This window comes from Streptomyces kebangsaanensis, from assembly GCF_001906585.1.
In the GTDB taxonomy this organism is placed as follows: Bacteria; Actinomycetota; Actinomycetes; order Streptomycetales; family Streptomycetaceae; genus Streptomyces; species Streptomyces kebangsaanensis.
This window is the reverse complement of sequence record NZ_JUJA01000012.1, coordinates 3,871-18,595: the sequence shown is the minus strand read 5'-3', so window position 1 is coordinate 18,595 and position 14,725 is coordinate 3,871. Positions and strand designations below refer to the sequence as shown.

The window sequence follows — 14,725 nt, the reverse complement described above, 5'->3', positions numbered from 1 at the left end:
CGGACGTCCAGGGCAAGTACAACCTCGGCACCGGGGAGGGCACACTCGACCTGTCCCGGCTACGCCCCGGCAAGGGAGAGACAGTGACGACGACGGCACAGGTGGGGGTCGGCCGGCTGAGGGTGATCGTGCCACCGGGCGTGACCGTGCGGGCGACCATCGACGTGGGAGTCGGCGACATCCAGCTGCCGGGAGAGAGCTCACAGGACGTGGACGTGGCTCCGGGCCGGCACCAGAAGGTGACGTTGCCCCCCGCTGCCGGCGGCAAGGGCGGCACCGGGACACTGGAGCTCAAGCTTCAGGTCGGTCTGGGACAGGCGGAGGTGAGCCGTGCTGCGTCATGAGTTCCAGCCCGGGAGACTGGTGGCCGGCATCTTCCTCACCGGCGCGGGCGTGGTCTACGCCGGAGACGCGGGCGGCGCCTGGGAGGCTCCGTGGTTCCTGGTGATACCCCTGGTCGTGGGCGGCCTGTGCCTGGCGGGCGCGGTGGGGGTCATGGCCAAGGCCGTACGCAGGCGCCGGGACTGCCGCACGGCCGCCGTCAGGACCGGGGCGGAAGGGAGCGGCTGAGCCGCCGCCCCCGGCCGGCTACTCGTACTCCCCCGCCCACCGCCGACGTCGCGCTCGCAACGCGGCGTCGAGGGAGAACATCGGGGCACCGGCGAGGACGAGGGGCAGCCAGGCCATCAGATAGGCGAGGTCGTTGCCGTAGTAGTAGGGAGTGCTGGCCCAGCTGACCGTGAGCCACAGGCTGAGGGAGATCAGCGCGCCACCGAGTGCGGCCAGACGGCCGAGGAGGCCGACGAGGGTGCCGAGGCCGACGGCCAGCTCGGCGAAGGCGATGCCGTAGCCGAAGCCGACCGGGTTCTTCAGGGCCAGGTCGACCAGGGCGGGGATGGCGGAGGAGTCGCGGACCGCGCGCATCGTGTCGCCGATCGCCCCGGGGCCGACGTCCTTCATGAAGCCGCTGTCGGTGAGCTTGTCGAGGCCGGCGTAGGTGAAGGTGATGCCCAGGAAGATGCGGAGGGGAAGGAGGGCGTAGTGGGAGGCGGTGTCGCGCCAGGTCCCGCCTCGATCGGCATACAAAGTACGCGTGTCCGTACGAACACCGTGAGTCATCGCCACCAGCCGCCTCTCACCACCGTGCCATTTATGTGATCTACCTCTCAACAGACCATACGTATGCAGAGCGAGGCCCGCTCAACCCCGCGAAGCCGTTTTTCCGGCTTCCGCGTGACTTCGGCGCGTCTGTACGAGGTGCCCGGCCCACCGGGAGGTGGAGGTGTCGCCGTTCCGTGTCGCCGTTCCGTGCAGTCAATCCGTGACGTCAGTCCGTGATGTCAGTCCGTGACGTCGATCGTGTACCGGTTCGTCTCCACGCCCGCCGCCGTCACCACCTGCACCTCGACCCGGCCCGGCTCGACGTCCGCCGGGACGGGCACGGTCAGTGCCGTGTCCGTGGGGTTGCTGAAGCCGCCCGTGACCGGGACCAGGGGCACGTGCACGTTGACCGCGCCGATGCGGACCACCATCCGCGCCAGCCGGTCGGCCCCCTGCGCGCCCGGCGGGACGAAGCCCGCGCCGCGGATCTCGATGTCGTCGCCGGTGCGGATCGGCGCGTCCAGGTCCCCGGCCTCCCGGGCCCGGACCACCGACAGGACGACCGGCCGCCCGCCCTCGGCGTACTTGCCCGCCAGGTAGGTCGCCGCCGACACCAGCACCACCACCGCGAGTCCCCACGGCAGGTCGGGCAGCTGGTCGGGGCGCCGGGCCAGCCGGACCGCCGCGAAGGCCAGGGCCACGGCGCTGATCACGACGTACTGGATGTCCGCGAACGTTCCCCGTCCCGCGTCGTCGGTCAGCAGGTCGGCCGCGCGCGGCCGGTCCGCCCGCACCTTCTGCAGCCGCTGCTCCTGCACCCGCAGCCCGACGACCCGCCGCACCAGGACCGCGATCCCGCACACCACGGCGAGCACGGTGACCACACCGGCGCCCCGGGCCAGCTCCAGCCCGGAGATCAGCGCGTCGCGCTCCGCGTGGTCCGAGGCGGCCGCCAGCCGGCCCGCCAGGACCAGCACCGCGTACGCCACGAACAGCACCCACCCGGCGGCGACCGCCCGCGAGGTGGACAGCCGGTTGTCCTCGCCGATGACCGGAGCCAGCGCTCCGCCGCGCGCCCGGTGGAACCAGGAGGCGGCGGTCAGCGCGCCGCCCACCACGACCGCCGCGAGCAGCCCCGCCGTCCGCGCGGAGCTCCAGCCCGCGCCGACGGCCGTCAGCGCCTGCACCAGGAGCAGCAGCACGACCGCCGCCCACACCGTGTACGCCGTCCAGCGCCACAGCCGGGCCAGCCAGGCCCGCCCCTCGGCCCGGCCGCGTTCGGCGACGAGTTCCGCCGACTGGGTCAACTCCTCCGAGACCCATTGCCGGGAGGCCGGCGCCGAGTGGGCCACGGCCGCCGGCAGGCCCTGCCCGGCGGCGAACTCGTCCCGCTTGAGGAGGAATTCGGCGACGGCCCGCCGGTGTCCCGCACGCGCCCCGTGCGGGCAGTCCCCGCACGTGCAGCCGCCCCCGTGGGCAGCCGCCGCACCGTCTCTCGCTTCCTGCACCGCCACGCCCGACGCCCGCCTTCTCCGTCAGCCCGCAGCGAATCCGCGGACAACACCCCTACGCCGTCAGCGAATTGTGCCCTACCCCACTCCGCCCCCGGCTGCCAGGTCCGGTCCGGCCCGGTCAGCGCGGGTGAAGCCGGAGCCGCCTTGTTGACCCGGCCGCGCGTATGTCCGTGCGGCCGGGTCGACAAGGCGGCTCCGGACGGTCTCAGGGCTCAGGGTCCAGGACTCAGGGCTCAGGGTCCAGGGCTCAGGTCTCAGCTCAGCTCAGCAGGTCGGGTTCGGCGCGGCTGATGTCCTGCCACAGGGGCTGGTAGTTGATCCATGCGACCAGGTCCCCGCCCAGCTGCTCCCGGGTCGCCACCGCCAGGTCGTGGTCGATCCGGACCGGCCGGCCCGCCGCGCGGGCGGTCAGCTGGACCTGGCTGGAGCGTTCCATGGACAGGAACCACCAGGCCGCCGCGTCCACCGAGTCGCCGACCGTCAGCAGTCCGTGGTTGCGCAGCACCAGCGCCTTGCGGGAGCCCAGCGCGGCCGCGATGCGGCGGCCCTCCTCCGCGTCGACGGTGACCCCGGTGTACGCGTCGTAGAGGGCGTGGTCCTCGTAGAAGGCGCAGCTCTCCTGGGTGATGGGGTCCAGCAGGTCGCCGAGGGCAGCCAGGGCCCGGCCGTGCACCGAGTGGCAGTGGGCGACGGCCACGACGTCCGGGCGGGCCGCGTGGACCTGGGCGTGCACGGTGAAAGCGGCCTGGTTGACGTGGTGGCCGCCCTCGATCACCTGCCCCTCCTGGTTGGCGAGCACCAGGTCGCTCACCGTGACGTGCTTGAACGGCATTCCGAAGGGATTGACCCAGAAGCAGTCGCTGAACTCGGGGTCGCGGGCGGTGATGTGGCCCGACACGCCGTCCTCGAAGCCGTACCTGCCGAAGAGCCGCAGCGCGCTCGCGAGCCGTTCCTTGCGGTGCCGGCGTTCGTCCTCCACCGACTCGTGCATCGGCGGCATCGCGAACCGCAGCTTCCCGGTGGGCAGGGGCGGGGGCGGAGTGGGGCCGTGCATGGGGGTCCTCCGGCGCGGGGTCGGTGTACGGGGCGGAAGTTACCGGCGGTCGGGCCCGGAAACGAGCGCTGTTCCGTAAAAATGCCGCACTCCGGCGGTCCGCCGCCCGAAACCTCGACAGAAGGTGTCGGGTATCGGCGCGAGACTCACCGCATGGCGACCAACTGGGCGGCCTTCGCCGCGGCGGAACCCGATCTGGCCACGACCGTCGAGCAGCGCTTCGGGGCGTTCACGCACCACGTCCTGGCGACCCTGCGCAAGGACGGCTCCCCCCGCACCACCGGCCTCGAGGTGCGCTTCCTGCACGGCGAGTTGTGGCTCGGCATGATGCCGGGCTCGCTCAAGGCGCTCGACCTGCGCCGGGACGCGAGGTTCGCGCTGCAGGCGAACCCGGGGCCGGGCACCGCGATGGCCGGCGGCGACGTACGGGTCGCCGGGCGGGCGGTCGAGGTGGAGGACCCCGCGGTGAAGGGGGCGTACGTGGAAGAGGTGGAACCGCCGCAGCCGTTCCACCTCTTCCGCACCGAGTTGACGGAGGTCGTGAGGACCCGCGTGGAGGACGACGCGTATCTGGTCGTCCAGGTCTGGAGGCCCGGAGAGCCGGTGCGCACTCTCAGGCGGACCTGAGCCCCTCAGAAGGAGGGGGTCACTCCCACTCGATCGTCCCCGGCGGCTTCGAGGTCACGTCGAGCACGACCCGGTTGACGTCCCGGACCTCGTTGGTGATCCGGGTGGAGATCTTCGCGAGCACGTCGTACGGCAGACGCGACCAGTCGGCGGTCATCGCGTCCTCGGAGGAGACCGGGCGCAGCACGACCGGGTGGCCGTAGGTGCGTCCGTCGCCCTGGACGCCGACGGACCGTACGTCCGCGAGCAGCACCACGGGGCACTGCCAGATGTCCCGGTCCAGGCCGGCCGCCGTCAGCTCCTCGCGGGCGATGGCGTCGGCCTCGCGCAGCAGGTCCAGGCGCTCCTTGGTGACCTCGCCGACGATCCGGATGCCCAGGCCGGGGCCCGGGAACGGCTGGCGGTGGACGATCTCCTCCGGCAGGCCCAGCTCCTGGCCGACCATGCGGACCTCGTCCTTGAACAGCTGGCGCAGCGGCTCGATCAGCTTGAACTCGAGGTCCTCGGGCAGGCCGCCGACGTTGTGGTGCGACTTGATGTTGGCGGTGCCGGTGCCGCCGCCGGACTCGACGACGTCCGGGTAGAGCGTGCCCTGGACCAGGAACTCCACCGCCGGGCCCTCGTCCGCGACGATCTCCGCCTGGGCCTGTTCGAAGACCCGGATGAACTCGCGGCCGATGATCTTCCGCTTCTCCTCGGGGTCGGTGACCCCCTTGAGCGCGGTGAGGAAGCGCTCCTCGGCGTCGACGACCTTCAGCTGGACGCCGGTCGCGGCCACGAAGTCCTTCTCGACCTGCTCGGTCTCGCCCTTGCGCATCAGGCCGTGGTCGACGTAGACGCAGGTCAGCTGGGAGCCGATGGCCTTCTGGACGAGGGCGGCGGCGACCGCGGAGTCCACGCCGCCGGACAGGCCGCAGATCGCCCGCCGGTCGCCGACCAGCGCGCGGATCGCGGCGACCTGCTCCTCGATGACGTTGCCGGTGGTCCAGTTCGGCTTGAGGCCCGCGCCGCGGTACAGGAAGTGCTCCAGCACCTGCTGGCCGTGCGTGGAGTGCATGACCTCGGGGTGGTACTGGACGCCGTAGAGCTTCTTCTCGTCGTTCTCGAACGCGGCGACCGGGACGACGTCCGTGGAGGCCGTGACGGAGAAGCCCTCGGGGGCGGCGGAGCAGGCGTCGCCGTGCGACATCCACACGTCCTGCTCGGCCGGGGTGCCCTCGAAGAGGGTGGAGGAGGGCCTGGAGACGGCCAGGGCGGTACGGCCGTACTCGCGGGCGCCGCTGTTGTCCACGGTTCCGCCGAGGGCCTGGGCCATCAGCTGGAAGCCGTAGCACATGCCGAAGACGGGGACGCCGGCCTCGAAGATCTCGCGGTCGAGGCGGGGGGCACCCTCTTCGTACACCGAGGAGGGGCCGCCGGAGAGGATGATCGCCGCCGGGTTCTTGGCGAGCATCTCCCGCACCGGCATGGTGCTCGGCACGATCTCGCTGTAGACCCGGGCCTCGCGGACGCGACGGGCGATGAGCTGGGCGTACTGCGCGCCGAAGTCGACGACCAGGACGGTGTCGGGGGTGGCGGCAGCGGGGGTCGCTGATGACACGGGGTGCCTTCCGGCGGTTGGGCGGGTGGCTTGTGATTGCCGATTCTACCGAGGTGGCCGTGGTCCGGGCCCCGTCCCCGGGGGCTCCGCCTCCGGAGCCCCGCCCGTGCCCGCCCACCGTCCGGCTCGGCGGGAGGGAAGGCACCGTGGCATACTGGGCTCATGCTCGCGCACTCGACCTTCCTCTTTACCTATGGCATCCGGCCCGCCGGCTGCCATGGTCGTGCTGCTTGAGCCAACGCCAAGCGACTTCCCAGGCGCCCCGGGCCGACAAGGTCCGGGGCGTCTGGCGTTTCTCCGGTCCTTGCCGTTCCGGGGCACCGCACCCACCCAGTGAGGAGCCCCCGAGATGACTGCCACCGCAACGGAGAAGACCGGCGCCCGCACCGACGAGGCCGCGAACGTGATCGCCGGCGCCCGGGAGCGCATCGACACGCTCGACGACCGGATCATCGGCCTGATCCAGGAACGCATGGCCGTCTCCGCCGTCATCCAGGAGGCCCGGATCGCCTCCGGCGGCCGGCGCGTGAACCTCTCCCGCGAGATGGAGATCCTCGGCCACTACAGGGAGGCCCTGGGCAAGCCGGGCACGGCCCTGGCGATGACCCTGCTGGAGCTGTGCCGCGGCCGGGTCTGAACCCGGTTGCCCGGCCCGAGGCCTCCCCTCCGGATCCCGCCCGCGCCTCACCCGTGCGCCGTGGGACCTCGCTCCAGGGAAGTGACCGGACGGCAGGGGACAGCGGCCCGGTCACCCGGATGACGGCCGGCTCCGGGGACGCCCGGGGCCGGCCGGCGGGCCGGTCGCCCCACGGACCCATCGCATGTGACTCACGCCACATAAAATTTCTGTCAGGGACAGTGCAACCTTTCACCAACCTCCTCGGTCACATCAGCAGAACCAGGCCACAACCCGCGGCCCCCACACGCGGAGGCCTCTCCAACGTTCGTGCTGCGTCGCCGCAGTACGCACTGACTCACCGAGGTCTGCATGAAACTTCGCCGTGCCATGGCAGCCGCCGCCGCGACGGCCGTGATCGCCCCCCTGGCGCTGCTGTCGGCTCCGGCCGCGTTCGCGTCCGAGGAACCCTCGAAGAGCTCCAGCCTCAGCACCGAGGAGACCTCGTCTCCCGAGGAGACCAAGTCCCCCGAGGAGACCTCGTCTCCCGAGGAGACCAAGTCCCCCGAAGAGACCTCGTCTCCCGAGGAGACCAAGTCCCCCGAAGAGACCTCGTCTCCCGAGGAGACCAAGTCCCCCGAAGAGACCGCCCCCGAGGAGACCAAGTCCCCCGAAGAGACGGCTCCTGAGGAGACCAAGTCCCCCGAAGAGACCCCGACCTCCCCCGAGGAGACGGCTCCCGAAGAGACCAAGCCCCCCGAGGAGGAGGACGAGGAGGAGCCGGTCTTCTGTGAGGACACCAAGGTCGACGTCAGCATCAAGGGCCTGCCGGGCAAGATCGCCGCGGGCAGCGGCTGGCACAAGTTCACGATGAACGTGGCCAACAACTCCGATTCGACGCTCAACGACCTCGGCTACTTCGTCGGGGCATCGGCCGACGAGTACGGCGAGGACGTCTTCAAGACCAAGCAGGTCCAGGTGCAGGCCTGGAACCCCGATGACAAGGTCTGGGAGAACCTCAACGACGGCGGCTACGCGGAGGGCTTCGTCGGTTACACCGACGAGCTCAAGCCCGACTACGAGGTCACCATCCCGCTGCGCGTCAACGTGAAGGCCAACGCCCCGGTCGGCGCCGGCTTCTCGTTCGGCGTCACCGTCTACCCCGACAGCGGCGCCGACGGCGAGTGCATCGGCTTCGGTTACGCGTCGTACAAGTTCCAGATCGTCTCGGCCGGTACGGACACCGGTGGCACCAAGCCGCAGGAAGGCGGCAAGGCCCCGATCACCGACACCAAGCCGGACAGCACCACGCCGAAGGTCCAGGGCAGCCTGGCCAACACCGGCTCCAGCTCGGCCCTGCCGATGATCGGTCTCGCCGCGGGTGCCGCCGTCGTCGCCGGTGCGGGCTCGATCGTGCTCGTGCGCCGTCGCAAGGCGGGCGTGATCGCGTAACGCGCCACGTGGCTCGCAGGGCTCCGCGTGAGTGACATGGCGTGGAGCCCTGCGCCAGGGCGAGAAGAGAAGAGAAGGACCTGCGTCAGGAGGGGGACGCAGGTCCTTCTCTTCTCCCGGTGACTCTCCCGGTGACTCTCCCGGTGACTTTCCCGGTGACTTTTTTCCCGGTCACTCCTTCGGCGGCACCGCCGGCATCCCCAGGAACGGCAGCCGCAGCGCGCCGAAGGCGTCCGCCGGGACCGCCGGGTGCCGGGGCCCCACCGGCTTCAGACGCTCGTACGCCGCTCCCTGCGGCGGGCGTGGGTCGGTCTCTCCCTTGTTGGGCCAGTACGACATCGCCCGCTCGGCCTGGGCGGTGATGGTCAGCGACGGGTTCACGCCCAGGTTCGCCGAGACCGCCGCGCCGTCCACGACCGAGATGCCGGGGTGCCCGTGGAGGCGGTGGTACGGGTCGATGACGCCCGTCTCGGGGGAGGTGCCGATCGGGCAGCCGCCGAGGAAGTGGGCGGTGAGCGGGGTGCCCATCAGCTCGCCCACGTTGGAACCGGCGAAGCCGTTGATCTCGGCGGCGAGCGCGGCGGCGCCCTCCGTGGCGGCCCTGATCTGCTGGGGGTTGGGCGAGCCGTGGCCCTGGCGGGCGGTGAGCAGTCCCTTGCCGACGCCGTCCGGTTTCAGGTACGTCGTCAGGGAGTTGTCCAGCGACTGCATCACCAGGCCTATGATCGTGCGCTCCGACCAGCGGCGGTTGGACAACGAGCGCAGGACGAGCACCGGATGGCGCGCCGCGTTGCGCAGCCAGGCCGCGACCCTGGACGAGCCCTCGGCGTACGGGACCTGCAGGATCGACAGGCCGCCCATCGAGTTGGACCCCTTGCCGTAGCGGACCGGCTCGATGTGGGTGTTCTCGTCGGGGTGGATGGAGGACGTGATGGCGACTCCGCGCGTGAAGTCCGCCCTCGGCTCGCCGGTCGCCCTGCGGTAGCGCCGGTCGTCGGTCTGGGCGCCCACCAGCGCCTCGGAGTTGGTACGGGTCAGCTCGCCCAGCCGGGGCGAGAGGTACGGCAGCCGGCCGCTCGCCCTCATGCGGTGCAGCAGCGTCTGGGTGCCGTAGGTGCCGGCCGCCAGGACCACCCTGCGTGCCGTGAAGAGGCGGCCCGCGCCCTTCTTCCTGCGGTCCGTGGGGAGTGCGGCGACCGCGTAGCCGCCCCGCGAGTCGTCCGTGACCGACACGACCGTCGTCATGGGGTGGACCACCGCGCCGGCCTTCTCGGCGAGGTGGAGGTAGTTCTCGTTCAGTGTGTTCTTCGCACCGTGCCGGCAGCCCGTCATGCACTCGCCGCACTCGGTGCAGGCGTTGCGGTCGGGGCCCGCCCCGCCGAAGTAGGGGTCCGCGACCCGCTCCCCCGCCCTTGCCCTCGCCCTGCCGTCGGCGTCCTCGCCGTCGCCGAAGAACACCCCGACCGGCGCCATGTGGAAGGTGTCGCCGACGCCCATCCGCTGCGCGGCCGCCTTCAGGTGGACGTCGGAGGGGGTCATGGTCGGGTTGAGCCGTACACCGAGCATGCGCCGGGCCTGGTCGTAGTACGGCTTCAGCTCCTCCTGCCAGTCGGTGATGTCCCGCCACTGGGGGTCGTCGAAGAATGCCTTCGGCGGTACGTAGAGGGTGTTGGCGTAGTTGAGGGAGCCGCCGCCGACTCCGGCGCCGGCCAGCACCATGACGTTGCCGAGCAGGTGGATGCGCTGGATGCCGTACATGCCGAGCTTCGGGGCCCACAGGTAGTTCTTCAGGTCCCAGGAGTTCTTCGGCAGGCTCTCGCGGGTGAAGCGGCGGCCGGCTTCCAGCACGCCCACCCGGTAGCCCTTCTCCGTCAGGCGGAGCGCGCTGACGGAGCCGCCGAACCCGGAGCCGACGACGATGACGTCGTAGTCGTAGCCGTCTTGGGACACGTACTCTCCTCGTCGAGAACGGGGTGCCGTCCGGCGGAAGCCGTCTAGCGGAAGCGGAACGCCTTCATCAGCCTCAGGCTGCGGCTCATGAACGCCGCGTACTTCTCGTCGTCCATGCCGAACGACGGGGCCATGGGCAGCAGCCGCTGGTGGGCGATGGTCTGGGCCTCGGTGTACTTGAGGATGCCCTCGGAGCCGTGCCGGCGGCCGAGGCCGGAGTCCTTCATGCCGCCCATCGGCGACTGGACGCTGCCGTAGGCGGGGGCGTAGCCCTCGTTGATGTTCACCGTGCCGGTGCGCAGCCGGGCGGCGACCTCGCGGCCGCGGCGGGCGTCCTTCGTCCAGACCGACGCGTTCAGGCCGTACGGCGTGGAGTTGGCGCGCTCGACGGCCTCGTCGTCGGTCGTGAAGCGGTAGACGGAGACGACCGGGCCGAAGGTCTCCTCGGTGCACACGGACATGGGGGCCTCGACGCCGTCGAGGATGGTCGGCTCGTAGAAGTAGGGGCCGATGTCCGGGCGGGCCACGCCGCCCGCGACCACCCTGGCGCCCTTGGCGACGGCCTCCTCCACGTGCCGCGCGACGGTCTCCAGCTGCCGCTCGCCGACCAGCGATCCCATGTCGGCGCCGTACGCCAGCGACGTGCCGAGCCGCATCGCCCGGGTACGGGCGGCGAAGCGCTCGAGGAAGGCGTCCGCGATCGCCTCGTGGACGTACAACCGCTCGATGGAGATGCACAGTTGGCCGGCGGAGGAGAAGCAGGCGCGGACCGCTCCCGCCGCCGCCTTCTCGATGTCCGCGTCGTCCAGGACCAGCATGGCGTTCTTGCCGCCGAGTTCGAGGGAGACGCCGATCAGGCGGGCGGCGGCGCCCTGGGCGACCTCGCGGCCGGTGCGGGTGGAGCCGGTGAAGGAGACGTAGTCGGCGTGCCGGACGACCTCGGGGCCGACGACCGGGCCGTCGCCGATGACGACCTGGAACACCTCGGCGGGCAGCCCGGCCTCGATCAGCAGGTCACGGGCCCACAGGGCGGTGAGGCAGGTCTCCGTGTCCGGCTTCATGACCACCGCGTTGCCCGCGGCGAAGGCGGGGAGCGCGTCGCCGACCGACAGCTCCAGGGGGTAGTTCCAGGGGGCGATCTGGCCGACGACGCCGCGCGGGTGGCGCAGTTCGGTGACCTTCGTCAGGGCCGGGATGGCGCCGGTGTGCCGCTTGGGCCCCAGGTACGCGGCGGCGCGGCGGCCGTAGTGCCGGGCGGCGACGGCGACTGCCTGCACCTCCTCGTGCGCGTGCAGGCGGGCCTTGCCGGTCTCCAGCTGGATCAGGTCCAGGACCTCGGCCTGGCGTTCCAGGACCAGGTCGTGGAAGCGGAGCAGGACGGCCGCGCGCCGCCGTACGGGGACCCGCGCCCAGACGGCCTGCGCGGCGCGGGCCCGTTCGAAGGCGAGGGCGACGTCCTCGGGGGTGGACTCGGGCAGGTCGGCGAGGGTCTCCCCGGTGAACGGAGTGTGGTTGGCGGTCCGGCCGGAGCCGACGACGCCCTTGGTGAGCCGGGCGACCAGCTCGGGCGTCACCACGTCGGCGGCGGTGCGGACCCCCGCGGGTGCGGGGGCCGGGGGATTCGTGCCGGTCTTCGCCGGGGCCTGCGCGTCCGTCATGAGGCGCAGGGTATGCCGCACCGGCGGCTTTGTGTACCCGTCGGTAATGAGGATTCACCGGGCGCTCGCGGGCCGCCAGTGATCGCTGGCAACAAATGCCCTGATCAGGGCGTTGTCACAGGCGGTCGATGTCCAGGTTGGCGATCGCCCCTCTCGCCACCTCGCGGCCGCGTTCGGTGAAGTCGCCCTTGCCGGGATAGCCGACGGTGAGCTTGTACAGGTCGCCGGCGGAGCTCTTGTAGTAGAAGAACCGCATCTCACGCGGCAGCGGGGCGTTGCGGTCGGTGGTGGTGAAGACGACCGTGTTCTCGGCGGCCTTCCTGTCGTGGTACGTCGACTCCTTGGGCTGGGTCTTCGGGCTCTCCGGCATGTCCAGGCCGTAGTCGCCGTACTCCTGGAAGGAGCCGTTGTCGTGGTACATCTGGGCGGCGGCGGAGTCCTTGATGTCCCTGCTGCCGGCCTCCGACTTCTTCACCAGGTCCAGCCGGACCGTGATGCTGCCGCTCCAGTCGCTGTAGGCCACCCAGTGCTTCTTGCCGGTGCTCTTCGGGTCCGGCACCTCGCGCTGGTAGTCCTTCGGCACGGCGAGCGTCGCGGCGACGTCCTTCTCGTGGTGGGTCGTCCAGCCCTCGGGCAGCGGGCCCGCGAACGGACGCGTGATCAGGACGTACGCCGTCACCGCCACCGCGACGGCCGCGGCGCCGAGCCCGAGCCACGCCTTGCGGCCGAGTCCCGGGGAGAGCCCCTTGCCCTCGGCGGACCGCACCACCTGCGTGGGCGCCGGCGCCGGCGGGTTGGCGGCCGCCTCCAGCAGGGTGCGGACCCGGGCGGCGTCCGGCCGGTGCGCCGGGTCCTTGTGCAGCAGGCCGTTGACGACCTCGGCGAGCGGACCCCGCGCGGCGGCCGGCGGCGCGGGCGTGGCGTTGAGGACCGACTGGAGGGTGGCCGGGGTGTTGCTGCGGCGGAACGGGGAGACGCCCTCCGTGGCCGCGTACAGCACCACACCGAGCGACCACAGGTCGGAGGCCGGGCCGGGCCGCTGCCCCAGCACCCGCTCCGGCGCGATGTACTCGGGCGAGCCGACGAAGCCGCCGGTGTCGGTCAGGTTGGTCTCGCCCTCGATCTGGGCGATGCCGAAGTCGGTGAGGACGATCCGGTCGTGCCGGCCGAGCAGGATGTTGTCCGGCTTGACGTCCCGGTGCAGGATGCCGGCCGCGTGCGCGGCCTCGAGCGCGCCGAGCACCGCGAGGCCCGTCCGGGCCGCCTCGCGGGCGTCCAGCGTGCCCTCCTGCAGGACGGCGCCGAGCGAGCGGCCCTGCACGAGCTCCATCACGATCCACGGCTGCCCGTCGACGACGGCCACGTCGTGGACGTTGACGACCGCGGGGTGGTCGAGCCGGGCGGCGGCGCGGGCCTCGCGGCGCATCCGTTCGAAGGCGTTGGCACGTTCACGGTCGGGAAGGTGGTCGGGGATGCGGGGTTCCTTGACGGCGACCTCGCGGTCCACCGTCTCGTCCTTGGCCCGCCACACGGTTCCCATGCCGCCGTGGCCGAGCTTGGCGAGCAGCCGGTAGCGCCCGCCGATCAGCCGCCCGGCGCCGGGGTCCTGCGGCTGCCCGTCGCCGCTGTTCTGCGCGGGCACGGCGTACGGGTTGTGCGGGTGGGGGCCCGCCCCCTGCGGGTTCGGCGGTTGCAAGGCGAAACTCGTCGGTTCGTCGGCCCCGTAGCGGGCGGCCCCGTGGTTGCTCATGGGTCCATCCATATCGCGCCCCCCGCCGTCGGCTCCACCAGGGGGGCCGTCCGGTCACCGACCCGTGACCTGGGCCCTACCCGGGCGTGAAGGTGTCCACCGCGGCGTCGAAGTGCTCCTTGGCCTCGCGCGCCTCGCCGACCGGCGCCGACACCCATACGTCGTACATCCGCCCGTCCTGCTCCCAGCACAGGTCGTAGGTGTGCCGCGGGCCCTCCGCCGTGCTGAAGCCGTTCCAGGTGAACTCCCAAAGGGCGGCCGGGTGTCCGTCGTGCGTGGTGCCGGTGACCCGGCCGTCGCGGTAGCCGGGGTTGTCGACCGGTCCGGCGGCGTCCGCGCGGCGCATCACCGCGAGCGGGCCGCCGGCCTCCGGGGCGGCGATCCTGATGCCGAGGCGGAAGACCTCCCCCGGCGACATGTAGAAGACCCGCTCGCCCTGCGGCTTGCGGGTGAAGCCGTCCGGTACGGCGACGGTGAAGCCGCCCGGGTCCCGGACCAGGCGGTGGCCCGGGGGCACGGTGGGGCCGTCGGCGGGGGGCGGGGCGGGGCGGGNNNNGGGTGACGGTGACCGTGGAGACGGGGGCGGCCGGCGAAGTGGCCGACGGCGGCGGCGTGGACGACCGGGACGCGGTGCCCGCCGAGGTGCTCACCGGTGTCCGCGGCGCCGAAGTCGTCCGCGTACCACCGTCGTTGCCGCCTCCACGTATCAGCAGCGCCGCCGCCGAGACGCCCGCCCCGGCCACCGCGGCGACCAGCAGCGCCGCGACCAGCACGCTCCGGGTGGAGTACCGGCCGGGCTCCTGGGGCGCGGGGCCGGCCGCCGGCGGTGCGGCGGGCACCGGCCGGGGCGCGTGGGGCGGTACGGGGACGTCGCGCCGCGTGGGCGTGCAGCGGGCCGGCGGCGCCGGCGTGCGGCCCGACTCCAGGAAGGTCCGCAGCATCCGCTCGGCCTCGTCCGCCGCCAGCCGCCGGTCCGGGTCGCGCTCCAGCAGCCCCCGTACGACGGGCAGGATCGGCGCGGCCTGCGGGGGCGGCCGGATCTCGTCGAAGACGACCGCGTGCAGGATGCCGCCCAACGAGTCGCGCCGGAACGGCGATTCACCGCTGAGCGCGGTGCACAGCAGCGCGCCGAGCGACCACAGGTCGGACTCCGGGCCGGTCCTGGCCCCGGACATCCGCTCCGGCGCGGTGTACTCCGGCGAGCCGACGAAGGATCCGGTCTCGGTGAGCGTGGTGGCGCCGGCCACCTGGGCGATGCCGAAGTCGGTGAGGACGATCCGGTCGCCGGCGGACTCCACCAGGACGTTCGCGGGCTTGATGTCGCGGTGCAGGACACCGGCGGCGTGGGCCGTGCGCAGCGCGCTCAGCAGGGCGATGCCGATACGGGCGCCCTCGGCGGCGTC

Annotated in this window: 12 protein-coding genes and 2 pseudogenes; 5 read left to right on the top strand and 9 right to left on the bottom strand. The window is 72.3% G+C overall.

Going from position 1 to position 14,725, the window contains the following annotated elements; all coding sequences use genetic code 11:
• Positions 1-344: pseudogene (locus RH94_RS41810) on the top strand (LiaF domain-containing protein); the annotation flags it as partial.
• A complete protein-coding gene (locus RH94_RS01085; RefSeq protein ID WP_073945796.1) occupies positions 331-570 on the top strand; it encodes a hypothetical protein in 240 nt (79 codons plus the stop codon). The pseudogene RH94_RS41810 and the gene RH94_RS01085, both read left to right, overlap by 14 nt.
• Positions 571-588: 18 nt before the next feature.
• Here RH94_RS01085 and RH94_RS01080 read toward each other — a convergent pair whose 3' ends face one another.
• The 3 genes from RH94_RS01080 to RH94_RS01070 all read right to left on the bottom strand — a co-directional run bounded on the left by RH94_RS01080 (position 589) and on the right by RH94_RS01070 (position 3,669).
• Positions 589-1,119: a DoxX family membrane protein gene (locus RH94_RS01080; protein ID WP_073945808.1), complete on the bottom strand. Its 531-nt coding sequence runs from the start codon at positions 1,117-1,119 to the stop codon at positions 589-591.
• 221 nt (positions 1,120-1,340) lie between these two features.
• Entirely contained in the window at positions 1,341-2,615 is a 1,275-nt protein-coding gene (locus RH94_RS01075; RefSeq protein WP_073945795.1) for a hypothetical protein, read from the bottom strand.
• A 259-nt stretch (positions 2,616-2,874) separates the two neighbouring features.
• Positions 2,875-3,669: a class II aldolase/adducin family protein gene (locus tag RH94_RS01070; protein ID WP_073945794.1), complete on the bottom strand. Its 795-nt coding sequence runs from the start codon at positions 3,667-3,669 to the stop codon at positions 2,875-2,877.
• 153 nt (positions 3,670-3,822) lie between these two features.
• Between RH94_RS01070 and RH94_RS01065 the strand changes: the two genes are divergently transcribed.
• Positions 3,823-4,296 (top strand): pyridoxamine 5'-phosphate oxidase family protein, encoded by a 474-nt coding sequence (locus RH94_RS01065; RefSeq protein ID WP_073945793.1) that lies wholly within the window; start codon positions 3,823-3,825, stop codon positions 4,294-4,296.
• 19 nt (positions 4,297-4,315) lie between these two features.
• Here the strand turns inward: RH94_RS01065 and guaA are convergent, their stop codons facing one another.
• Positions 4,316-5,896, bottom strand: a complete 1,581-nt coding sequence (guaA, locus tag RH94_RS01060; RefSeq protein ID WP_073945792.1) for a glutamine-hydrolyzing GMP synthase — start codon at positions 5,894-5,896, stop codon at positions 4,316-4,318.
• 349 nt (positions 5,897-6,245) lie between these two features.
• On the opposite strand from guaA, the gene RH94_RS01055 reads away from it, so the two are divergent.
• Together RH94_RS01055 and RH94_RS01050 are read left to right on the top strand one after the other, a co-directional pair.
• Positions 6,246-6,533 (top strand): chorismate mutase, encoded by a 288-nt coding sequence (locus RH94_RS01055; RefSeq protein ID WP_073945791.1) that lies wholly within the window; start codon positions 6,246-6,248, stop codon positions 6,531-6,533.
• 351 nt (positions 6,534-6,884) lie between these two features.
• Positions 6,885-7,964 (top strand): LPXTG cell wall anchor domain-containing protein, encoded by a 1,080-nt coding sequence (locus tag RH94_RS01050; protein WP_073945790.1) that lies wholly within the window; start codon positions 6,885-6,887, stop codon positions 7,962-7,964.
• Between the two features lie 171 nt (positions 7,965-8,135).
• On the opposite strand, the gene RH94_RS01045 is transcribed toward RH94_RS01050, so the two are convergent.
• The 5 genes and pseudogenes from RH94_RS01045 to RH94_RS41800 form a co-directional block, all read right to left on the bottom strand.
• A complete protein-coding gene (locus RH94_RS01045; protein ID WP_073945789.1) occupies positions 8,136-9,914 on the bottom strand; it encodes a GMC family oxidoreductase N-terminal domain-containing protein in 1,779 nt (592 codons plus the stop codon).
• 44 nt (positions 9,915-9,958) lie between these two features.
• Positions 9,959-11,572: a succinic semialdehyde dehydrogenase gene (locus RH94_RS01040; RefSeq protein ID WP_073945807.1), complete on the bottom strand. Its 1,614-nt coding sequence runs from the start codon at positions 11,570-11,572 to the stop codon at positions 9,959-9,961.
• 115 nt (positions 11,573-11,687) lie between these two features.
• Positions 11,688-13,322, bottom strand: a complete 1,635-nt coding sequence (locus RH94_RS01035; RefSeq protein WP_073945788.1) for a serine/threonine-protein kinase — start codon at positions 13,320-13,322, stop codon at positions 11,688-11,690.
• A 76-nt stretch (positions 13,323-13,398) separates the two neighbouring features.
• Positions 13,399-13,874 (bottom strand): annotated as a pseudogene (locus tag RH94_RS41805) (serine/threonine protein kinase); the annotation flags it as partial.
• A 4-nt stretch (positions 13,875-13,878) separates the two neighbouring features.
• On the bottom strand, positions 13,879-14,725 hold an 847-nt coding region (locus tag RH94_RS41800), incomplete at both ends, for a serine/threonine-protein kinase (RefSeq protein WP_234425434.1).